Genomic DNA, 19,690 nt, shown 5'->3' with positions numbered 1-19,690 from the left:
GACAGCGGAGAATGTAGCTGCCGTAGGTGAGCAAAGGTGCCTTAGCGCCGTGCCCGCCATTGGTCAGCGCATTCCGGTCGAGAATGGTGGGCACGCTTCGCGTTGCCTAACCTACGACAGCGCTAACTAAAACGCCCCCGCCAGCTCCCTTGCGCCGGCTTTGCTGCTGTTCAAGTCCATGCGCTCATCCGTCACCGCCAGCAACTTCGCCACCGTGTTGTGGCGGATCGCGACCGGGTTGCGCTCGTAGCCGCCGCGCTGGAAGAAGTTCGAGGTCGGCACCTGTTCGCGCAGCGCCTGCGGCATCGTCACCATGTCGAGGCCGGTGCCATCGCCGGTGAGGTTCATCATCTCGAGCTCGGCCGCGGTGAGCGGCCGGGTGTAGCCCTTGGCCCGCGCGAACAGCACCGAGGTCAGGAGCTTGTGGGTCTGGAGCATCGGGCCGACATCGACGTCGAGCACCATGGCATGCATGGCCCAGCCCTGGGCGGTGTTGCCGATCTTCTCGTGCTCCGACCAGGTGTCGGGCACCGACTTCGCATGCGCAACCATTTTCTTCAGTACCGCGAGCTTGTGCTCGAGCGCTTGGCGCGCCGGCCCCGAGCTGCGCGCTACCTTCTCCGAAAGCGCACGGATCAATTCATGGCCCTGCTCGGCCAAGAGCTCGACGCTGTTGGTGGTGAGCAATTGGTTGTAGCCCATCGCGGTCGAGATCGCGCGCTTGCCACCGTGCTCGATTCCCGCCTGCACGTCGTAACTGCCGGTGCCGCCGGTCTCGAACGAATAGACCCGCACGGCCTGCTCCCGCGTCAGCCCCGAGGCGAGCGCGTAGCGCGCATAGGCGCGCTTGAACTCGACCTCGTTGGTCGGGCGCTGCGGCGTGAACTGGTAGAGCTCCTGTGCTGCGCGCAGGAAATCAGCGACCACCGGAATGGGTTTTCGGGGCGGGCGCTCCGGCGTTTCCTCCGGCTCCGGGTTCACCGGCCGCTTCGGCCCGTTGTAGAGCGGCGGATGCTCCAGCACGTAATCGTCGAGCGTGATCTGTTGTCCGCTGCGCCGCTTGGCGTTGCGGGTGCGGCGCTTCTCCGAAATCTGGCTCCAATAGGCGCCTGCTTCGGCGTCGAAGGCGGCCCGCGCCGCCTGATATTCCGCGAGCTTGCGGCGATATTCGAGCACAGCCGGCGAGGCCCCACCTTGCGCAAAAAACTGCGACAGGAGCTGAGCGTTGGCATTGCTGACGGCGGGCGGAAGCGCGTCGGCACCGCCGCGCGCGGCGGGCGCGAGCAGCGCGAGCGCGAATGGAACCAGCGTCAGGGCGCGTCGAATCGGTGGGTGATGCATGCTGCCCTCTTAGCAGGCATCCGGTAACCGTCACGTTAACGTGCCGTTTACCATCGTCATTTCCAGGCGAACACCGGCTGTTCCAGCTCAGTCACGCGGGTGTGCCGGCCTGCCAGCACCTCGCGGAACTGGTAGATCAGCGCCGCCGTCGGCGCGTGGATCAGGCTCGCCTGGTGATGGAAGCGAATCACGCGTCGCGCGCTTTCGGGGATCGCGACGAAGTCGAAAGCGTCCTCGCGCTCGATCGTGGCGAGCGCGACGCGATGGACGGACGCGACCTCGTCCGGGTTCGGCCTGATCACGGCGCTATCCGACGCCCAGACCACGACCGGCGTGATCAGATAGCCGGAGCGTGTCGGATAATCGTCGAGCGTGCCGAGCACGTCCGTGCTGGTGAGGCGAAGGCCAAGCTCCTCGTCGAGCTCGCGCAGCGCCGCCTCGACCGGCGTTTCGCCGGGATCGCAACGTCCGCCCGGCAAGGCCCATTGGCCGCGATGGGCACGCAGATGCGATGCGCGCAGCGTCAGCAGCAACGCAGTGTCATCGCCCTCGCCTGCCGCAATCAGCGCAACTGCCACCGCGGCACGCTTCAATGCCGCCGGCGCTTCTTCCTCAGGCAGGCGCGCGAAGGCCGCGCAGGCGGCGGCGATATTCCGTCGTGTGGCATCGTCGAACGGTCTCATGATGCTTGACTACACCACGTCCGGCCTCGATGAAATGAGATCGCAAGGTCCGCACAGGAATGGACGACGACATGACCAACAAGGCCGCCGCAAGGCTGAAATCAGAGGGCTGGACCATTCTCGAGACCACCGGCTTCATGCACCTGATCGGCCCCTTGTGGGAGCGCAAGGTCGAGGGCCATTACGAGTTCGCACTCGCCACCGAAGACAAGCACCACAACCGCCGCGGCATGGTCCAGGGCGGCGTGATGATGACCTTCGCCGACCGCACCTGCGGTATGACCGCCCGCTACGTCTCCGGCAAGGAGTTCATGGCGACGGTGCAGCTCGACACCCATTTCGTCGAGGCCGGCCAGATCGGCGACATCCTGATCTCCCGCCCGCGCGTCGTGCGCGCGACGCGCAGCCTGATCTTCATGAGCACCGAGGTCTCGGTGGATGACCGCTGCATCGTGATGGCCAATGGCGTGTTCAAGTTCTTGAAGGGACCGGGGTAAATTCCACACCCACAACTGTCATTCCCCGCGAAGGCGGGGAATCCAGCACGCCGCGGCCTCTCAATCAATCACAACTGTCTCGGCGTACTGGATCGCCCGCCTTCGCGGGCGATGACACTGAATATAAGGCACAAGCGTACCCACCGTCATCGCGAGCGCAGCGAAGCAATCCAGAATCCCTCCGCAGACACATCTCTGGATTGCTTCGCTGCACTCGCATTGACCGGCGTTGCTGGCTATGCTGCCCTCCACCAATATCGAGGACAGCCCATGCAATACCGCCAGCTCGGCCGCAGCGGCCTGAAAGTGTCGCCGATTTGTCTGGGCACCATGATGTTCGGCGGGCCGACCGATGAAGCCGCATCCAAGCGGATCGTCGCGAAGGCATTCGATGCCGGGATCAATTTCATCGACACCGCAGATGCCTATTCGAAGGGCGCATCCGAAGAGGTCGTCGGACGCGCGATTGCCCACAATCGTCACGCCTGGGTGCTCGCCACAAAACTCGCCAATCGCATGAACCATGATATGGGAGACGATCCCAATCGCGGCGGGCTGTCGCGGCGCTGGGTGTTGCAGGCAGCGGACGAGAGCTTGACGCGGCTCGGCACCGACCACATCGACATCTACTATCTGCACAAGGAAGACCACGCGACGCCGCTGGAGGAGACGGTGCGCGCGATGGGCGACCTGATCCGCGCGGGCAAGGTGCGCTATTTCGGCGTATCGAACTACCGCGCCTGGCGCGTCGCCGAGATCTGCAACATCTGCGACCGGCTCGGCATCGACCGGCCCGCGGTGAGTCAGCCCTATTACAACGCGATGAACCGCATGCCCGAGGTCGAGCATTTTCCGGCCTGCGCCTATTACGGTCTCGGCATCGTGCCCTACAGTCCCTTGGCGCGCGGCGTACTCACCGGCAAATACAAGCCCGATGCGCCCCCCGACAAGGAGACGCGCGCGGGCCGCAACGACACCCGCATGATGCAGACCGAGTGGCGGCCGGAATCGCTCCAGCTCGCCCAAGAGATCAAGCATCACGCGGAGAACAAGGGCATCACCGCCGGCCAGTTCGCGGTCGCCTGGGTGCTGAACTCCGCTTTCGTGACCTCCATCATCGCCGGCCCCCGCACGGAAGAACAGTGGAACGACTACATCCGCGCGCTCGACTATCGCTTCACCGCAGAGGACGAGGCACTGATCGACCGGCTGGTCGTGCCGGGCCATCCCTCGACGCCAGGCTACAACGATCCCGCCTATCCGATCGAAGGACGCCGGGCGCGGACGGCTTGAACTGCGGAGACGCCCATGGCTCACGAAGACCGCTACGGCCTGCCGCTCTCCACCACATCCGATGCGGCAGCCTCCGCCTATCGCGAGGGCGTCGACCTCATGCTCTCGGGGTGGACCGGCACGGCAGAGGCGCTGGACCGCGCGATTGCGACTGACCCGGATTTCGCGCTGGCCCATATCGCCCGCGCCCGCGTGCACGCGTTCTACCAGCAGGGCGATCTCGCGCGCGGCAAGGCGGCGATCGCGCGCGAGCTCGTGGCCAAACGCGGCACCGAACGCGAGCGCTCCCATGTCGAGACACTGGCGTTGGCGATCGCGGGACGGCTGCCCGAGGCGATCGCCGCGATGCGCAAGCACGTCGAGACATGGCCGCGCGATGCATTGGTGCTGTCGCTGCCGCTCGGCGCCTTCGGTCTGTTCGCCTTCTCCGGCATGGCCGATCATGACCGCGCCCGGCATGAGCTCTGCGAGCGCGTCGCGCAGCACTATGGCGAGGATTGGTGGTTTCTCACCATGTATGGCTGGGCGATGACGGAGAACGGCGACGTCCCCCGCGGCCGCGACGTCACCGAGCGCGGCTTCGAACTGCGCCGGGCGAACGCCCATGCCGCGCATGCCGTGCTGCATGCGATGTTCGAGGACGGCTCGATCGAGGCGGCCGATCGTCTCGTTGACGATTGGATCCCGTGTTACGACCGCGCCGGAATTTTGCACGGTCACATCCGCTGGCACCAGGCTCTCGGCGCGCTGGAGCACGGCAATGCAGCCCGGGCGCTGTCGATCTATGCCGACGTGCTTCAGCCATCGGTCACGCTGGCGCCGCCGCTCAACGTCATCACCGACGCCGCATCGCTGTTGGGGCGCCTCTCGACCTACGGCCACACCGTACCGAAGGCGCTCTGGCTCGATGCCGATGCCACCGCGCAAGAGCTGTTTCCGAAGTCGAGCCTGCCGTTCGCCGACGTCCACATGGCACTGTTCGCCGCCGCAACGCAGAATCACGAGGCGCTTGCCGCGCGCCTTGCGGTGATCGAACAGCGGCTCGCGGACGGCAAGCTGCCGGCCGGCCCGGTGGTGCCCGCGATCTGCCGCGCGCTTCTGGCCTTTGCGGATGAGGATTACACCGCGTGCGCGCAAACGCTCGCGCCGGTGCTGGCTGACGTCGCGCGCATTGGCGGCAGCCACGCGCAGCGCGAATTGATCGAGGACACCTACCTCGTCGCGCTGATGCGCAGCGGTGAGCTCTCCCGCGCCCGCGCCCTGCTCGACGCCCGCCTGCACCGCCGGCCATCCTTGCGCGATAGGCGTTGGCAGGCGGCGATGGGCTAGCTCTGCCACCAAAAAAACACTAGCCTGACGGCAAGTGCCGGCTGGGACAGGCTGGGCGATTTCGACGAATCGCCGTTGGGGTGACGCGGTGGTATTCCAGATGGGTCGGGCAAGGCAAACGGGATCGCAGCCAATTGGCGGTTCGATGGTTATCGGACGGAACTTGTCCCTGGTTCTCTGGCATATGAGCCTTCCGATGCGCCTCCGCCGACCGGTCCTCGGTGCCGCCCTCATTGCCCTGGCAAGCCCTTGCTTTGCCGAGTCTTCCGCTCCCATTCCCGTCAAGAATCCGCTCGAGCAGCAGAACGCCTTCATTGACCTGCTGGCGCTGATGTCGGGCAAGTGCAAAACGCTCAAAGTCGCCGGGCGCACCTATGCCTGCAAGACGATCGCCTACGCCCATGGCGACAAGGGCCGGGTCAATTTCGCGGTGGCGGTCGACGATCCCACCGACGCAAATCACGTGGTGTCGTTCTCGGGCGAGAACGGCAAACGCGCCGACGACAATTCCTACGAGCTGCCGATCGACCGCATGCTGCTCAACTCCAAGGACCGTCCCAAGGTCGACGGCCTGCCGGTGCCGTCCGAGCAGACCTCCACCGGAATCTGCCGCCAGACCGGCAATTTCGCCGCCAGGAAGGTGAACGACGTCACCTGCTCCGCCACCGACAGCGAAGGCCGGCGCTACGAGCTCTTGTTCGTCTCCGACGGCACGCCGGTCAGCGTGCGCCGCATCCGGCAATCGGCGCCGTCGATCCAGGATCCGTTCAAGTAGCATCCTCTATTGGCGTCAGCATGTATGATCGCGGCCATGCTCCGGAGCGACCCATGATGCGCGATCGTCTGTTTCTGCTGCGCCCCGATTTCGAGGACCCGGCCTTTCCGGGCCGCCGCTTCTACTGTTGGCATTGCGCCCTGATCGAGGGCGTGCTGGCCTCCTTCCCGCTGGCGGCCGAACAGCTCGACGTCGCGCGCATTGCGTGGCCGCGCCCGCGGCAGGCCGTGATCAGGCTGGTCGGCGAAGAGAATCAATCGCTGCCGCTGCTTGTGCTCGCGATTGGGGCAACGTCGCCGCACCAGACCGGCAGCCATCATGGCCGCGCCTTCATCGCCGACAAGGACGCGATCCTCGCCGCGCTGTCCGAGCGCCACGGCTTTCCCGATCCGCATCCGTGAGGGACGTCCGAGCTGGTGGCCTCATTCGCGGCGGCATGATGGCAGCGGCACAACAACGCCTACCTTGCGACGCCGACGACACGCGATCATTCGCGCGAACCGGACGTCACACGCTGCGTCGTTTCGACGCCCGCTCTGGCGGGAACGCGCTGCATGCTCATCTGTTGTCACACGACATTCAACCGGAGTGATGACATGAAGTATCTCTTTGTCGCGATCGCCATCGGTGCTGCGGCGCTTGCCGGGGGATCGGCGGCGAACGCGGCCAATAATTCGAGCACGAAGCAGAACGCGCAGGACAGCCGATCGACCGACATCAGCGCGCAGCATAGGCACTATTATCACGGCCACCGGCACCATCATCACTGGCGTCATCACCACCATGGCCATTATCGCCCCCATTACCGCAGCTACGGCTATTACCCGCGGCACCACGGCTATTATGGCGGCAGCCCGTACGGATATTACGGCGGTGTCCCGGCGTAACTTTTAGCTTCGGCGGCGGACGCTGGTGAGACAAATGGCCCGCAGAGATGCGGGCCTTCTTTCTTAGCTCCGCAAGATCACCCCTGCCGTCTCCAGGCCGCTCGTCAGTGCCGCTTCGACCGTGCCCATATCGCGGCCGCGATAGAGCGCTTCGCCGGACAACAGCACCAAGCCGTCGGCGCGGGCGAGTATCGCTTGCGCCTCGCGCGTCCGTGGCGTGGCCCAGGAATAGGCGCCGCGGGCAAAGGGATCGTGCGCCCAATTGCTCGCGGCCGCCGCCACGAGATCGCGCGCGATGTCCTCGCGTGACCGCTTGAAGATGGCGGCGAGCGAATCGAGCCCGGCCTCGATCAGTCCTTTCGAATCGAGATGCGACAGCGCCGCCGTCCGTGGACCGCCGAACCAGCCGGTGAGCAGGGGATGCTGGTCAGGATATCGCGTCCACCACACCGGAATCGCTTCGTCAGACAGCAGGAAGGTCATGTCGGCGAAGTCGTCTTGTCGGTCGCGCCACCATGGCCGCGCGAAGCGGAGCAGGATCTTGATGACGTTGCCGAAGCCGATGTCGTCGGCGGCAGCAAGCCTCGCGCTCACGCTCGCCGGCAGCGCGATCTCGCGCAGCAGCGGCAGCGGCACGGTGAGGATCGCCCCGTCGCAGGCAAGCCCATCACCGCCGGCGCAGCGAACCGCTACGGCGCCGCCCTCTTCCGTGATCGCCAACACGGCGCAACCGAGCCGGATCGCAACGCCGCAGGCGCGGCACTCGGCCGCCAGAAAATCGATCAGCGCGCCATAGCCACCATTGATGCGCGCCTGCGGAGAGTGGCCGCCATCCATCCACTCCTCGCGCAACGCCAGCGTCGAAGCACGCTCGGGGTCTGCCGCGTCATAGCCCTCGACCATCCGTTCGATCGAATGGCGCAGCCGGGCATAGTTCTCCCCGGCAAAATGACGGCGCAGGAAATCGGCCACAGTCAGATCGTCCTTCAAATCCCGCAGCGCGGCTTGCAGCTCCGCCTCATGCGGATCGTGGCGGTCCTCACGCGAGAGGCTTGCGCCGTCAAAGCTCCATTGCGTGCCTTCGATCTTCTGAAGGGACAGCCCGGCTTCGCGCAGCAAGGCCCGCGTGACCGGCGCCTCGCCATGGACGAACTCGGCTCCGCCGTCGGCGGGATAGCCGAACTGCAATCCCGGCAGCGGATGGATGCGCCCGCCGCAGCGCTCGCGCGCCTCCAGGATGGTCACGCGTCTGCCCGCACGCGCCAGCTCCCGCGCTGCCATCAGGCCGGCGGCGCCGGCGCCGACGATGACGATGTGCTCCGATGGTTCCGACATGCCGGCGCTTACGTGGCCACGGCCTGCGGCTCGTTCTGGATCAGATAGCGCAGCAGCAGGACACCGCCGCCGAGCTCCCGCGTGCTCTCCAGCGTCATCGCCATGATGGGCGCGCGCTTGTCGCTGTCCGCAGCCGTCGAGTCGAACACGAAGGGCGCACCGCTCGCGCCATCCACTGCGGGGCTGAGGATCAGATTGAATTCGTCGATGAGACCCGCGCGCAGGAACGCGCCATTGGCGACACCGCCGCCCTCGACCAGCAGACGCTTCACGCCGAGCTCACGGCTGAGAATGTCCAGCGTCAGCGCCAAATCGATCTCGGACTTGCCGGCGAAGACGTAGGACACACCCTCGCCGCGCACCCCTGCGAGATGCGAATCCGGCACGCTTTCGGTTAGCACGACGACAATTGGATCCCCGCCGATGTCGGAGCGGCCCCAGCCGATCTTGCCCTGCGCATCGAGCACGACCCCAAAGCTTTTCGCATCGCGTCGTGCGAACCAGTTCTCGCGCGGAAATTTCTCGCTCGTCCCGGTCGGATACGGCTTGCCCTTGGCGAATTCCGAGCCAGTAACGCGGCCGATCACCCAGGCGTCGCCGCCGAGCTCGTCATGGATTTTCTCGAACCAATCCGTGCCCGCACCCTTCGGACGCCAGCGGCTGGGATGCGTGCGGCCATCCAGGCTGGCGTGCATCAGGCAGATGACATAAGGCTTCATGTGATTCTCCGGTCTCAGGCCGCCGATCCGCCAGCCTTGGCGCGTTCATTCACGATGACCGCGAGCGGATTGAGCTTTGGCGGCGCGACGAGCTTGAGCGTATTGGTGTCGCGGTGATTGAACGGCGCGCCGCGCACGAACAACTCGGTCTGGATCAGATAGGTCCAGCTGCCGTCGTCATGGAAGCTGATGTCGCAGCGATAAGACTCGGTGCGGAAGGCCTGCTCCAGGAAACCGGTCGAGCAGATCCCGTAAGCGGTATCGCCGCGCTTCGCCGTGACGGAGATCTTCCTGTCGTCCGGCCCGGCCTTGCCCGAGGCGAGCAGCACCTGCCCGCGCGGGATCGCCAGCGTCTGCATGATCAGCCCGGTCGCGGGCTCCCACAGCCAATAGCCGACCTGGTCGTGGAAGGTGACGTCCTCCTCGGGCGTGTTGATGTGGATGTGATAGCGCAGCCCGTAGAACAGCTGCGGCCCGTTGGCCTGGGGATCGATCGGCTCCATCCGGATGCGCTCGATGAAGGCGCGCTGCTCCGGCCCCTCCGCCTTCGGATTGACGTCGATGCCTTTGTCCGCCTGCCAGCTGCCGGCAAGACGGCGGAGGGGACCGAGATTGGCAAGGCCGTCGGGCGAAACGTCCTCGGGCTCGGTGAAGATGTCGGCGGGAATAGGGAGCATGGGGGCCTCGCGGGATTGCGAGGAGCAGCAATAGCACGGAGGCGGGAATGCGGCTCGTGCTCAAGTCTCACAATTGCGAATGGACATAGGCGCCACGCGCAGACGGTTGTTGGAAGGACCTTGCCAAGGGAGCGAAGTGGAGCTGAACCTACTCAGTCGACCCGTCGCCGACTTTAGTGGCGCCGCGGCCGCACGCGCCGCGCGGGTGCTGTTCATAGCGCGAAGCCAGGCGAAGCGGCCTTAAGCTTTGGTTGGGGCAAAGCTCAATAGCTGACGACATCCGTGTGACCACGGAGGTCGGCTGGAAGGCGACAGCATTGGTTATCGGTCCCGGCCTCTCACATCGCGCGCGCCAGAACGATCGTGCCGGACAGGATGAGGACCGCGCCCGCCGCATAACTCAATCGGCGGCCGAGCGGCAGTAGTTTCTCAGCGGCGACATAGAGCGCAATGCCGATGACCCAGGCCAGATTCATCGCGCCGCCGACGAACAGCAATGCCATCAGAAACCAGCAGCAGCCGACGCAATAGCTGCCGTGGCGAAGTCCCATCCGGAATGCTCCGCGCGTGCCGGGCCGCCAATGCCGGCTGAGAAACAGCAGCGGGCTATCGCAGTAGCGCAGGCAGGCATGTTTGATCGGCGTGAACTGGTAGAGGCCTGCGGCAAGCAGAATGCTGCCGCCGAAGATTGCGCTGGTGCTGGCCATCGCCATCGACAGCAATCCCAAGCGTTCCAACACCGATTGCGCCAGGACCGCAACGACACTGAACCCCGCCCATGTCACGAGATAACCGGCGAGAAAGATCCAGGCATCGATTGCGGCCCGGGATGCAGTCTCCTGCTTGCGCTTGACGGTCGCATACAAGAGAACGGTGGGCGCCGCGCTCGGCGCCATCATCGCGATCATCATCACCCACCACATCACGAACAGCAGCGCAGCGTAGAGTGGCGTCCACGGTATTGGCGCCATGTCCGGCATGGCGGCCATCATCTCGGTGTCCATGCCGGCGCCCACCGCGAGATAGGCCCAGGCGAGCGCCGCCACTGTGGCGGTCCCGATTGCGACGATCAGCCGGTCGCGCTGAAGTAGGCGTTCCAGCATCAAGGGCCCCCGCATGGACTTTTCCAGGATCGCGATGAGGAGCCGACACCGAGGCCTCGTCTCGACGTCAGCGCCGCATCATGCCGCAATGCCCTCGGGCGTTTGCACGACATTGGCGAGCGAGCTGTGCGTGCCCTGGGTCTCGAACGGGATGGCACCGGTCGAGCGGATGTTGGCGGACGCGATCTCGGCAGCCCTGTGCTCGAATCCCTCGGGCATCACCACCTGGATGCGGTGCGGATCACCCGTCACCGGATTCTTGATCGGCTCGACGTCGGTCTCGAGCACGCCCGTGGCGACGAGTTTTGCGACGCGGCCGTCCTTGTCGAAGGAAAATTCGAAGGGCGCAAAAATCGGATCGTGGATCTTGGTGACGATGAGGCTGACAATCTGAAAAAGCGTACCCTCGGCCGAATGTTTGCCTGAAAAGATATTGAACAACGCCTGGCGCTGTTCCGGCGCGGCGCGTTCGTCGATGATGGGCTGGATTGTCCCGTTGCCTTCATGCAGCGGGCCGGGGAAATCGACCGTGATCGCGAAGCAGAGACCGTCGAGCCTGGTTCCCTCGAAATGTCCTTTGGCGATCCGCATGCCGAACATTCCCTTGCAATAGCCCTTGGTCGGCGGTGCATTGAAATCGCAGGGGCAGCCAAACGCGCAGGTGCAATTCTTCATCCATTCGCCTTCGAGACGCCAGTCCGATGCAGCCATGGCACATCTCCCAATGTGAGCGAGGGACGCGGCAGCCGTAGACGAATTTGTTCAGCGTTATGTCGAGGCCTTGAGAGAAAGTGCGAGCGGGATCGAATCCGATCAGAAGGCCGGCATCGCGGGAAAGTCTGTGGCCAGCTGCCATTTACCGTCCTATGGCCAAGAGCATATCAGCTGCAGCCGGGCGCGTACAGCGAACGGATGCGGCAGAGCAGCCGGCTCTTGGGACGTCCGAAAATCAGAGGAATGGTGTCCTGGCAGGGCATCATACGCGACCAGTTGAAGACCGTTCGTCTGCGGCGTCCGTCCTTCGAGACACCCGCCCTTGGCGGACCTCAGGATGAGGACGGCGTGTGCGGCAGCAGTTTCAACGAGCACCGATGCCGCTTGGCCTCATCTTGACGAGACCGCGAAGCGGTCGTCTCGAACGACGAGGCGTGCGCTCAGGCGCCGCCAAGAGCCATGTGCGATAGCCCTGCGACGCGGCAACCGGGGCGCCCGGGAGACGATGAGCGCGCTCCGAACTGCCACCTTTCAGGCCATCTGCAGCGATGCTGGCTCGGTGCCGCATTGAAGTGAGCCGGCGGAGATGGCGCTCATTTGCGCAACGCCGGCTTGCTAGGCGGTTCGGGAGGCGCTGCAGACACGGCGAAGGTCACCCACGTGCTCCAGGTCGATGCCCGGTTCTCGACCTCCAAGTCCTTGTAGCCTTTGAGGTTGAGATAGCCTTGATACCCCTCGGCCAGCGGAATGATGAAGCCAATCTGGGGACCGAGGCCGATCGCACGTCCCCGGAAGCCGCCGAGCTTGGCGCCCGGTCCGCTGTCGTCGGTGATCTGCTGGTAGAGATAGCCGGCAACCCCGATGTGTACGTTCTTGGTCACGAATTGCGAGGCCGCCCAATCGACGTGGAAGTCGATGCCGTTCTGGTACTGCAGGTGCGGGTTGGGCAGGCTGTAGCTGAAGCCGCCGACGACGGAGAATTCATGCCCAGTCTTCGGGTCCAAGTAGGTGTAGCCGGCGCCGGCGTCCCACGCGACGAAGCCGAGGTTGAGATTGGCGAGACGGTTCGGATCGTAAGTCCCGCTCGGAATGTTGCCGGTGACGTAGACCATCTGGTTATGGACGCCCTGGTTCCACTTCAAAGTGCCTTGATAGATGACGTCCGAGAGCGTCGTGCGGGTGTCGGTTGCGACGCCCGAGATGGCGTTGCCGCGCGGTCCCGTCAGCGTGGCGTCGATGCCGATGCCGGCGTTACCCGGCGCCGTGATGAGCGAGAAGGCGGCCTGGCCGCCCAGGACCGACAAGGGAGAGGTGTAGGTGATGCCAAGAGCAAGGGCGTCCGCATGCGCGTTGAGTCCGGTCACAACCGAGCCGCGCGCCAGTGCTGGTGACGAAATTCTGCGCCGCTGCGGCGTTCGCCTGGAGGTGCAGGTAGACCGTGGCATATGCCCAGCCAGGAACGGCCGGCGCCGCTGCGAGGCTGCCGAATATACCGGGCAGCCAGAAGCCGACGCCGCCAGCATCGGCCAGAGCTTGGGATGGATGCGCGACGGCCGCCAATCCGAGCGATGCCAGCGCCAGACGCGATGCCACGCTTCTCATGCTGCCTCCTTCAGAACGGAACGAGCACCTTCTTCTTGCTCGCCTTCCCGGTTCGGCATCTCGAACTTGCGGGGACCGCCGGGCTGCGAAACCTCTATGGCGTCCTGCAAGGCATGAACACCCTTGAGGTGATCTGGATCGTTCGGGTCACAAGAGTGCGGACGCCCCGCGAGCGCGTAACGCGTGCCGATCTTGGCTTAGTCAGCTTCGTGCTTCAGCGCGGGAAAAGCGTAGTTGGTGCCCAGGGGCGGAATCGAACCACCGACACTGCGATTTTCAGTCGCATGCTCTACCAACTGAGCTACCTGGGCGTGCTCCAAGAGAGGGGCCAAAGCCCATCGAGCGGGCGGTTTATAGTGGGCCGAGAGCGGCCTGTCCACCCGGCTTCGCGTGAAGGCTGCGCCGGGCGCGGCCCGGCTGTGTACAAGGTGGGGCAGTGTCGGCGCGGCTGGCGCCTGGCGCTTCCTGAACTTAACAAATCATTGATATTACTTTCTATTCTACGTCATCCACCTCGTCGTCGCGGCCGGGGATGACGTAGGAGCCCTTCAGCCACCGGTTCAGGTCGACGTCGCGGCAGCGCGAGGAGCAGAACGGGCGGGTGGCCTGCGACTGCGGCTTGCCGCAGATCGGGCAGGTTTTGAGGGGTTTGGCGGGCGTTTTGAGGTGATCGTTCATGCCCGGGGCAGCTTACACGAGGTGAGGCAGTTCAAGCGCCAGCCGGCAAACGGGTTCCTCGCGCGGCGGGGCAGGCGTTCGCGCGGCGGGCCGGTGGGGCCATTCTACTGCGCATGGGGTTGTTTCGCGATTTTTGTCGACGGCGCTGTCGTGCTCACAGCGCGGTGGCGTTAAGCCAGCCGAAGCGGATCGGAAAGCCCTCGCCGCCGAGCAGGGTCGTGGTCTCGTACAGCGGCAGGCCCACCACATTGGTGTAGGAGCCGACCATCTTGACCACGAACGAGCCGGCGATGCCCTGCGCCGCATAGCCGCCGGCTTTGCCGCGCCATTCGCCCGAGCCGATATAGGCCTGGATGTCGTCTTCCGACAGGCGCTTGAAGCGGACGCGGGTCTCGACCAGGCGCTGACGAAAGGCCTCGCGCGGCGTGACGACGCAGATCGCGGTGTAGACGCGGTGGTTGCGGCCCGAGAGCAGCCGCAGGCACTGCGCGGCTTCGTCGACCAGGTTGGCCTTGGGCAAGATGCGGCGGCCGACCGCCACCACGGTGTCGGCAGAGAGGATGAAGGCGCCGCGCAGCTCATCATCCAGCTGCACCGATTTGAGCGCCGCATCGGCCTTGGCCCTCGCAAGGCGGTTGGCGCAGGCGCGCGGCAGCTCGCCCCGCTTCGGCGTCTCGTCGACGTCGGCCGGCCGGAGCGCGTCCGGCTCGATGCCGGCCTGATTGAGCAGCGCAAGGCGCCGCGGCGAACCGGAGGCAAGTACGAATTTGGGGCGGCCGAGCATCAGGTGATTTGGGGGATGAAGCGGGGTGAATTGCGCGCGGAACCTATCGGAAGGGGGCCGGTTTCACAACCCAGGAACCGGAGGTTTGGTGATTCGAGGTTGCCAACACGCGTGTGCCTGCGCTCTGTGACGCGGGTGTTACGCACGCCGCATGCTACCCGCTCGCCGCGCCCACCTTCGCGAACCGCCTGCGGATGCGCATCAAGAGCTGATCGCAAACCGCGCGATAGGCGGCGAGCTTCTGGTCACGGCTGCCTTCGATCGTGGTGGGATCCTGCGTCGGCCAGTATTCGACCTCGGCGGCGAGCGTGCGGGTCAGCTCCAGCGCCTTGTGGTGGGCCTCCGGCGACAATGTGATGATGAGGTCGAAATTCAGGCCCTCCCAATCCTCCAGCTCCTCGAAGGTCTGCGGCTTGTGGGCGGAGATGTCCTGGCCGAGTTCGGCCATCACGGACACCGCAAATGGATCGAGGTCACCCTTCCTGGCGCCGGCCGACCTCACGTAGAGGCCCTGCGGAAACATGTGCTGCAACAGGCTCTCGGCCATCGGCGAGCGCACGCTGTTCATCGCGCAGGCGAACAGCACCGATTGCGGATCGCGTGCGCGTGGCGGCGCCGCCATCGCGCTTAGCCTTTCCAGTGCAGGACAGTAATGAGCGTGAACAGCCGGCGCGAGGTCTCGAAATCGACCCGCACCTTGCCCTTCAGCCGCTCCTGGAGCGTGCGCGATCCCTCGTCATGGATGCCGCGGCGGCCCATGTCGATGGCCTCGATCTTGTCCGGCGTCGCGGTCCGGATCGCCTGATAATAGCTGTCGCAGATCATGAAATAGTCCTTCACAATCCGTCGGAACGGCGTCAGCGACAACAGATGCGCGACCACGGGCGTGCCGTCCTCGCGGCGAATGTCGAACATCAGGCGGTTGCCGGTGATGCCGATATGCAGCGTGAACGGGCCCTGCCCTTCGGCACCGTCGGGCGCGAACAAATTCTGCTCGATCAGGTCGTAGATCGCGATCGCGCGTTCATGCTCGATGTCCGGCCCGGAACGGCCGATCGAGTCCTCGTCCAGCGAGACGCCGACGATGCGATTGGTCGAGTCGTCCTGTTCGGGCGGCCTTGTCATGACTGATTGAGGCGCAATCCAATCGAGCGCGAATGGGCATGCAGCCCTTCCGCTTGTCCAAGCGTCATCGCGGCCGGACCTAGCGCACGCAGCTGATCCCGGCCGCATTTCAGGATCGAGGTGCGCTTGATGAAGTCGTGCACCGACAGGCCCGAGGAGAACCGCGCCGAGCGCGCAGTCGGCAGCACGTGGTTGGAGCCGCCGACATAGTCGCCGATCGCCTCCGGCGTATGCGCACCGAGGAACACTGCACCTGCATTGCGGATCTTCGCGGCGAGCGCATCGGGATCGCTCGTCATGATCTCGAGATGCTCGGCGGCGATCGCGTCCGCGAGCGGGATGGCGCCAGCAATATCCTTCACCATGATGATGGCGCCGAAATCGGCCCACGAGGCGCCGGCGATCGCAGCCCGCGGCAGCGTCTTCAGCTGCGCCGCGACCGCCTTTTCGACCTCGGCGGCAAGCCGCGCGGAATCGGTGATCAGGATCGATTGCGCGCTGGCATCGTGCTCGGCCTGTGCCAACAGATCCGCGGCGATCCAGTCGGCATTGCCGGTGTCATCGGCGATCACCAGCACCTCGGAGGGGCCGGCGATCATGTCGATGCCGACCTTGCCGAACACCAGCCGCTTTGCGGCGGCGACATAGGCGTTGCCGGGCCCGACGATCTTGGCAACCGGCGCGATCGTCGCGGTGCCGTGCGCGAGCGCGGCCACGGCCTGTGCGCCGCCAACCCGGTAGATCTCGGTGACGCCGCCGAGATGCGCTGCCGCCAGCACCAGCGGGTTGAGCTTGCCGTCGGGCGAGGGCACCACCATGACGAGGCGCGCAACGCCGGCGACCTTCGCGGGCACGGCGTTCATCAGCACCGAGGAGGGATAGGCCGCGGTGCCGCCGGGCACATAGAGACCGGCGGATTCGATTGCGGTGTAGCGCCAGCCGAGCTCGACGCCGAGCGGGTCGGTGAAACGCTCGTCCCTCGGAAGCTGGCGGCGGTGATAGATCTCGATGCGGTCGCGCGCGAGCTTCAGCGCGTCCAGCGTCGCGGCATCACAGGCCTTTGTCGCGGCTTCGATCTCGGCGGCGGTGACGCGCAAGGAGGCGGCATCCAGCGAAAGCCGGTCGAATTTTTTCGTGGCCTCGAGCAGGGCCGCATCGCCCCGTTTAGCGACGTCGTCGACGATCGCGCGCGCGGCGGCCTCGACGTCCGCCGAGACCTCGCGTTTGGCGGCGAGGAAGGCCGCGAATCGCTGGTCAAAATCGGCGCTGCTGCGGTCGAGACGAACGGGCATTTTGGCTGGGCTTCTGGCTGGTCTTTTGGGGCGGATTGGCTCACCCGACCCCCTGCTCAATGGCGCGGCGGGGAAGCGGCGTCAACCCTTGGGCCGGGTCGTTTCCCTCCGCTGCCGTTCTGGCTTTCGCCAGACCGACGACGGAATGCGTTGGCTTGGCATGCCATTCTCACCCCTCGATCCCCGGGCCCGCCCCCAGCGCATCCGTCCCGAGGTCGGTCAGCTCGCATTCCAGGCATTCGACGTCGAGGCGGATGGCGCCGCCCTGGGCGAACAGAAGCAGGGCACTGCCGCCGGGCTCCTCGTTGCGGCCATCCTGGGGGTGAAACTCGATGCCGACGAGGTCCAGCACCTTGTCCGGCGCGGCGAGGTCGATGTTGCGCGACTTGCAGGCAAGCACGCGGTCGAAGCGGAGCGCGGCGACCAGCCGGCGCGGCTCGGCCTCGCCTTCCAGGGTCTGCTCCCAGTCGAGCCGGCTCATGCCGACGACAAGCCGCTTCTCGCTCTGCCGCCAGATGATGTCGGAGGCCTGGACACGGGCGTCCTGGACATGGGTCGAGATGACAGCGAGATCGTCGGCGTCAAGTGCGATCAGTTTGAGCTGGGGAGACATCGCCGACGCTTCTCCTTCAAGGGCGGACGGGACTCAACGCGCGCGGCGCCGAACTTTCCGCACCAAACTAACTGCGCAGCGGACTAGAGGCTATTGATATCCTCCATTTTCAGCATCTTACCTCTCTCGGGCGACGCGGATCATGGCGCGGCCGATCCGCTCGGTCGAGGTGACGAGCGATGGTGAGATCCGACGGAGCACGCGAAGCTTCACTCCTTGAAGAACGCCAGGAGGTCCGCGTTGATGGTCTCGGCGTGCGTGGTCGGCATGCCGTGCGGGAAGCCTTTGTAGGTCTTGAGGATGCCCTTCTTCAGCAGCTTGGCCGACAGCGGTGCGGAATCGGCGTAAGGCACGATCTGGTCGTCGTCGCCGTGCATGACCAGCACCGGCACGTTGATCTTCTTCAGGTCCTCGGTGAAGTCGGTCTGCGAGAACGCGACGATGCCGTCGTAATGCGCTTTTGCGCCGCCCATCATGCCCTGGCGCCACCAGTTCTGGATCACCGCTTCCGACGGCTTTGCGCCGGGACGATTGTAGCCATAGAACGGGCCGGCGGGGAGGTCGCGATAGAATTGCGCGCGGCTGGCCGCGAGCTGCGCCTGGAGACCGTCGAACACGCTCTTCGGCAGGCCGCCGGGATTGGCCGCGGTCTGCACCATCAGCGGCGGCACTGCGGACAGGAGCGCCGCTTTCGCGACGCGGCTCTCGCCGTGGCGCGCGATGTAGTGCACGACCTCGCCGCCACCGGTGGAGTGGCCGACATGGATGGCGTTCTTGAGGTCGAGATGGGCGGTCAGCGCGGCAAGGTCGTCGGCGTAATGATCCATGTCGTGGCCGTCGGCGACCTGCGCCGAGCGGCCGTGGCCGCGGCGGTCATGCGCGATGACGCGGTAGCCATGCGAGACGAAGAACAACATCTGCGCGTCCCAGTCGTCGGCCGAGAGCGGCCAGCCATGGCTGAACACGATCGGCTGGCCCGAGCCCCAATCCTTGTAGAAGATCGCGACGCCGTCTTTGGTGGTGATGGTGGGCATTGCTAGGCTCCTTGAACGATCAGGCAAACGCCATCGGCCTGAAGCGGCGCCAGGCGCCGATGGTGAGCAGGACGAAGAACACCAGCACGATGCCCTGCACCACCGCGAACACCGGACCCGACGGCGGCGCCGGCGGCACGGCGGGCGCGAGCGCGGCGAGCGCCGGCACCTTCAGGAACGACTGGATGACCAGCACGAAGACGTTGAAATAGAGCGAGACCATCGCGGTCACGATAAAGACCGGGCGCCAGGCACCTGCGAGCTTCATGCCGTAGAGCGCGATGCAGGCGATCGCGAGCAGCAGCAGCGAGATGATGCCGATGACGTGCGACGGCAGCAGCTTCTCGAACGGAAACAGGAAGCCGGTCGCGCTGGTCAGGATCGTGAACAGCAGGAAGATCGCGGTGAGGCCCGGCATCGACTTCGAGCCGAGCAGGCCGAACATCACGACGAGGCCCGCGACAATGGCAATCAGGCTGATGACGACATGGATCATCGTAAAGGCGGACAGGCTCAACCCAAGCACCATGACGTCTCTCCTACGTGTCCAGCATTGAGATCAGGCAATTGATATTACGGTCCTCATCGGATTGCCACATGCGATGGCGTCGCACATGCGCCCTGAGCCATGCGCCATCGTGCGAATTGACAAACGCGTGCTCGGATTTTTTGCAGCGCTGTCACAAACGACAGCAGGTTTTCGACGAACTTGAATCATCTTCGGCAAGAGCGGCCCGCGATATGTGGGCCGCCCTTGCGCGTGGTTCACACTTCCTTGGTGTCGAAGATCAGCAGGTCGGCGCCGCCGCTGGCGAATTTCGGCACGTCGCCCGCTGCCGCCTTGCCTTCTGCGCTGCCGAATGCCGCCTGGATGGCGGCCACGCTGTCGAAGGTGAGTATAGCGACGAGGTGGACTCCGGAAGGACCAGCGGGAGAGCCGACCGGGCCGGTGCTGACCGCGTACTTCTTCAAGCCGGGCAGTTTCTTGGCAAGCGGGATGTGGGTCTCGGCATAATGCTTGTCGAAGGCCGCAGCATCCTTGGGCGTCTTGTAGAGCACGACGAGTTCAGCCATTTAGTCCTCCCTGTGAAACTTGTTGTGTTTAGATCCTCATGGTGAGGAGCGTGCGAAGCACGCGTCTCGAACCATGAAGGCCCGGCTGTGACAGCTGGGCCTCGATCCTTCGAGACGCCGCTGTCGCGGCTCCTC

22 protein-coding genes, 1 tRNA gene and 1 pseudogene are annotated in these 19,690 nt (G+C 65.1%); 6 read left to right on the top strand and 18 right to left on the bottom strand.

From position 1 onward, the window contains the following. Positions 1 to 126 precede the first annotated feature (126 nt). Both IVA78_RS21600 and IVA78_RS21595 read right to left on the bottom strand, forming a co-directional pair. On the bottom strand, positions 127 to 1,341 hold the full coding sequence (locus IVA78_RS21600; protein ID WP_247467664.1) for a hypothetical protein: 1,215 nt from the start codon (positions 1,339 to 1,341) through the stop codon (positions 127 to 129). A gap of 56 nt (positions 1,342 to 1,397) precedes the next feature. After that, complete coding sequence (locus IVA78_RS21595; protein ID WP_247467663.1) at positions 1,398 to 2,024, bottom strand: CoA pyrophosphatase; 627 nt, start codon at positions 2,022 to 2,024, stop codon at positions 1,398 to 1,400. A gap of 71 nt (positions 2,025 to 2,095) precedes the next feature. On the opposite strand from IVA78_RS21595, the gene IVA78_RS21590 reads away from it, so the two are divergent. From IVA78_RS21590 to IVA78_RS21565, 6 genes and pseudogenes are all read left to right on the top strand, one after another. Beyond that, complete coding sequence (locus IVA78_RS21590) at positions 2,096 to 2,521, top strand: PaaI family thioesterase (protein WP_247467660.1); 426 nt, start codon at positions 2,096 to 2,098, stop codon at positions 2,519 to 2,521. A gap of 270 nt (positions 2,522 to 2,791) precedes the next feature. Next, positions 2,792 to 3,814, top strand: coding sequence for an aldo/keto reductase (locus IVA78_RS21585; protein WP_247467657.1), 1,023 nt, complete (start codon positions 2,792 to 2,794; stop codon positions 3,812 to 3,814). A 15-nt stretch (positions 3,815 to 3,829) separates the two neighbouring features. Then, positions 3,830 to 5,143, top strand: coding sequence for a tetratricopeptide repeat protein (locus tag IVA78_RS21580; RefSeq protein WP_247467655.1), 1,314 nt, complete (start codon positions 3,830 to 3,832; stop codon positions 5,141 to 5,143). Positions 5,144 to 5,339: 196 nt separating this feature from the next. Next, on the top strand, positions 5,340 to 5,918 hold the full coding sequence (locus IVA78_RS21575; protein ID WP_247281454.1) for a hypothetical protein: 579 nt from the start codon (positions 5,340 to 5,342) through the stop codon (positions 5,916 to 5,918). A 53-nt stretch (positions 5,919 to 5,971) separates the two neighbouring features. Continuing rightward, positions 5,972 to 6,319 (top strand): DUF3088 domain-containing protein, encoded by a 348-nt coding sequence (locus IVA78_RS21570; RefSeq protein WP_247467653.1) that lies wholly within the window; start codon positions 5,972 to 5,974, stop codon positions 6,317 to 6,319. Between the two features lie 195 nt (positions 6,320 to 6,514). Then, a pseudogene (locus tag IVA78_RS21565) lies at positions 6,515 to 6,834 on the top strand (hypothetical protein). Between the two features lie 34 nt (positions 6,835 to 6,868). Here the strand turns inward: IVA78_RS21565 and IVA78_RS21560 are convergent. The 16 genes from IVA78_RS21560 to IVA78_RS21485 form a co-directional block, all read right to left on the bottom strand. Further along, entirely contained in the window at positions 6,869 to 8,140 is a 1,272-nt protein-coding gene (locus tag IVA78_RS21560) for an NAD(P)/FAD-dependent oxidoreductase (protein ID WP_247467650.1), read from the bottom strand. Positions 8,141 to 8,148: 8 nt separating this feature from the next. Continuing rightward, complete coding sequence (locus IVA78_RS21555) at positions 8,149 to 8,859, bottom strand: dihydrofolate reductase family protein (protein WP_247467648.1); 711 nt, start codon at positions 8,857 to 8,859, stop codon at positions 8,149 to 8,151. A gap of 14 nt (positions 8,860 to 8,873) precedes the next feature. Beyond that, positions 8,874 to 9,536, bottom strand: coding sequence for a heme-binding beta-barrel domain-containing protein (locus IVA78_RS21550; RefSeq protein WP_247467646.1), 663 nt, complete (start codon positions 9,534 to 9,536; stop codon positions 8,874 to 8,876). Between the two features lie 338 nt (positions 9,537 to 9,874). Further along, positions 9,875 to 10,654, bottom strand: coding sequence for a DUF2182 domain-containing protein (locus IVA78_RS21545; RefSeq protein WP_247467644.1), 780 nt, complete (start codon positions 10,652 to 10,654; stop codon positions 9,875 to 9,877). A gap of 63 nt (positions 10,655 to 10,717) precedes the next feature. Further along, positions 10,718 to 11,350: a DUF1326 domain-containing protein gene (locus IVA78_RS21540; protein ID WP_247467642.1), complete on the bottom strand. Its 633-nt coding sequence runs from the start codon at positions 11,348 to 11,350 to the stop codon at positions 10,718 to 10,720. 596 nt (positions 11,351 to 11,946) lie between these two features. After that, a complete protein-coding gene (locus tag IVA78_RS21535) occupies positions 11,947 to 12,717 on the bottom strand; it encodes a transporter (protein WP_346275311.1) in 771 nt (256 codons plus the stop codon). A 473-nt stretch (positions 12,718 to 13,190) separates the two neighbouring features. After that, positions 13,191 to 13,266: transfer RNA gene (locus IVA78_RS21530), tRNA-Phe, on the bottom strand. Positions 13,267 to 13,450: 184 nt separating this feature from the next. Then, entirely contained in the window at positions 13,451 to 13,633 is a 183-nt protein-coding gene (yacG, locus tag IVA78_RS21525; protein ID WP_247281461.1) for a DNA gyrase inhibitor YacG, read from the bottom strand. Positions 13,634 to 13,787: 154 nt separating this feature from the next. Next, on the bottom strand, positions 13,788 to 14,417 hold the full coding sequence (locus tag IVA78_RS21520; RefSeq protein ID WP_247467640.1) for a Maf-like protein: 630 nt from the start codon (positions 14,415 to 14,417) through the stop codon (positions 13,788 to 13,790). A 154-nt stretch (positions 14,418 to 14,571) separates the two neighbouring features. Then, positions 14,572 to 15,039, bottom strand: a complete 468-nt coding sequence (locus IVA78_RS21515) for an arsenate reductase ArsC (RefSeq protein ID WP_247467637.1) — start codon at positions 15,037 to 15,039, stop codon at positions 14,572 to 14,574. A gap of 5 nt (positions 15,040 to 15,044) precedes the next feature. Further along, a complete protein-coding gene (locus IVA78_RS21510) occupies positions 15,045 to 15,542 on the bottom strand; it encodes a UPF0262 family protein (RefSeq protein ID WP_247467635.1) in 498 nt (165 codons plus the stop codon). After that, on the bottom strand, positions 15,539 to 16,834 hold the full coding sequence (hisD, locus tag IVA78_RS21505) for a histidinol dehydrogenase (protein ID WP_247467632.1): 1,296 nt from the start codon (positions 16,832 to 16,834) through the stop codon (positions 15,539 to 15,541). Before hisD ends, IVA78_RS21510 begins: the two co-directional genes overlap by 4 nt. 169 nt (positions 16,835 to 17,003) lie before the next feature. Next, positions 17,004 to 17,447 (bottom strand): DUF2948 family protein, encoded by a 444-nt coding sequence (locus IVA78_RS21500; protein ID WP_247467628.1) that lies wholly within the window; start codon positions 17,445 to 17,447, stop codon positions 17,004 to 17,006. Positions 17,448 to 17,656: 209 nt separating this feature from the next. Next, positions 17,657 to 18,481 (bottom strand): alpha/beta hydrolase, encoded by an 825-nt coding sequence (locus IVA78_RS21495; RefSeq protein ID WP_247467625.1) that lies wholly within the window; start codon positions 18,479 to 18,481, stop codon positions 17,657 to 17,659. Between the two features lie 19 nt (positions 18,482 to 18,500). Then, a complete protein-coding gene (locus tag IVA78_RS21490; RefSeq protein WP_247467623.1) occupies positions 18,501 to 19,010 on the bottom strand; it encodes a hypothetical protein in 510 nt (169 codons plus the stop codon). A 236-nt stretch (positions 19,011 to 19,246) separates the two neighbouring features. Next, entirely contained in the window at positions 19,247 to 19,555 is a 309-nt protein-coding gene (locus tag IVA78_RS21485; RefSeq protein WP_247281469.1) for an EthD family reductase, read from the bottom strand. Positions 19,556 to 19,690: the final 135 nt, after the last annotated feature.

It is taken from the genome of Bradyrhizobium sp. 137, from assembly GCF_023074095.1.
GTDB lineage: Bacteria > Pseudomonadota > Alphaproteobacteria > Rhizobiales > Xanthobacteraceae > Bradyrhizobium.
This window is presented reverse-complemented; position numbering and strand designations above follow the sequence as displayed.

Excerpts from the sequence above, each read along its gene's own strand:
- IVA78_RS21540 (WP_247467642.1), bottom strand. The coding sequence starts at position 11,350 with ATGGCTGCATCGGACTGGCGTCTCGAAGGCGAATGGATGAAGAATTGC.
- IVA78_RS21585 (WP_247467657.1), top strand. The coding sequence starts at position 2,792 with ATGCAATACCGCCAGCTCGGCCGCAGCGGCCTGAAAGTGTCGCCGATT.
- IVA78_RS21560 (WP_247467650.1), bottom strand. The coding sequence starts at position 8,140 with ATGTCGGAACCATCGGAGCACATCGTCATCGTCGGCGCCGGCGCCGCC.
- IVA78_RS21595 (WP_247467663.1), bottom strand. The coding sequence starts at position 2,024 with ATGAGACCGTTCGACGATGCCACACGACGGAATATCGCCGCCGCCTGC.
- IVA78_RS21555 (WP_247467648.1), bottom strand. The coding sequence starts at position 8,859 with ATGAAGCCTTATGTCATCTGCCTGATGCACGCCAGCCTGGATGGCCGC.
- IVA78_RS21520 (WP_247467640.1), bottom strand. The coding sequence starts at position 14,417 with ATGCTCGGCCGCCCCAAATTCGTACTTGCCTCCGGTTCGCCGCGGCGC.
- IVA78_RS21570 (WP_247467653.1), top strand. The coding sequence starts at position 5,972 with ATGATGCGCGATCGTCTGTTTCTGCTGCGCCCCGATTTCGAGGACCCG.
- IVA78_RS21510 (WP_247467635.1), bottom strand. The coding sequence starts at position 15,542 with ATGACAAGGCCGCCCGAACAGGACGACTCGACCAATCGCATCGTCGGC.
- yacG (WP_247281461.1), bottom strand. The coding sequence starts at position 13,633 with ATGAACGATCACCTCAAAACGCCCGCCAAACCCCTCAAAACCTGCCCG.
- IVA78_RS21575 (WP_247281454.1), top strand. The coding sequence starts at position 5,340 with ATGCGCCTCCGCCGACCGGTCCTCGGTGCCGCCCTCATTGCCCTGGCA.
- IVA78_RS21600 (WP_247467664.1), bottom strand. The coding sequence starts at position 1,341 with ATGCATCACCCACCGATTCGACGCGCCCTGACGCTGGTTCCATTCGCG.
- IVA78_RS21485 (WP_247281469.1), bottom strand. The coding sequence starts at position 19,555 with ATGGCTGAACTCGTCGTGCTCTACAAGACGCCCAAGGATGCTGCGGCC.
- IVA78_RS21545 (WP_247467644.1), bottom strand. The coding sequence starts at position 10,654 with ATGCGGGGGCCCTTGATGCTGGAACGCCTACTTCAGCGCGACCGGCTG.
- IVA78_RS21490 (WP_247467623.1), bottom strand. The coding sequence starts at position 19,010 with ATGGTGCTTGGGTTGAGCCTGTCCGCCTTTACGATGATCCATGTCGTC.
- hisD (WP_247467632.1), bottom strand. The coding sequence starts at position 16,834 with ATGCCCGTTCGTCTCGACCGCAGCAGCGCCGATTTTGACCAGCGATTC.
- IVA78_RS21500 (WP_247467628.1), bottom strand. The coding sequence starts at position 17,447 with ATGTCTCCCCAGCTCAAACTGATCGCACTTGACGCCGACGATCTCGCT.
- IVA78_RS21580 (WP_247467655.1), top strand. The coding sequence starts at position 3,830 with ATGGCTCACGAAGACCGCTACGGCCTGCCGCTCTCCACCACATCCGAT.
- IVA78_RS21550 (WP_247467646.1), bottom strand. The coding sequence starts at position 9,536 with ATGCTCCCTATTCCCGCCGACATCTTCACCGAGCCCGAGGACGTTTCG.
- IVA78_RS21590 (WP_247467660.1), top strand. The coding sequence starts at position 2,096 with ATGACCAACAAGGCCGCCGCAAGGCTGAAATCAGAGGGCTGGACCATT.
- IVA78_RS21515 (WP_247467637.1), bottom strand. The coding sequence starts at position 15,039 with ATGGCGGCGCCGCCACGCGCACGCGATCCGCAATCGGTGCTGTTCGCC.
- IVA78_RS21495 (WP_247467625.1), bottom strand. The coding sequence starts at position 18,481 with ATGCCCACCATCACCACCAAAGACGGCGTCGCGATCTTCTACAAGGAT.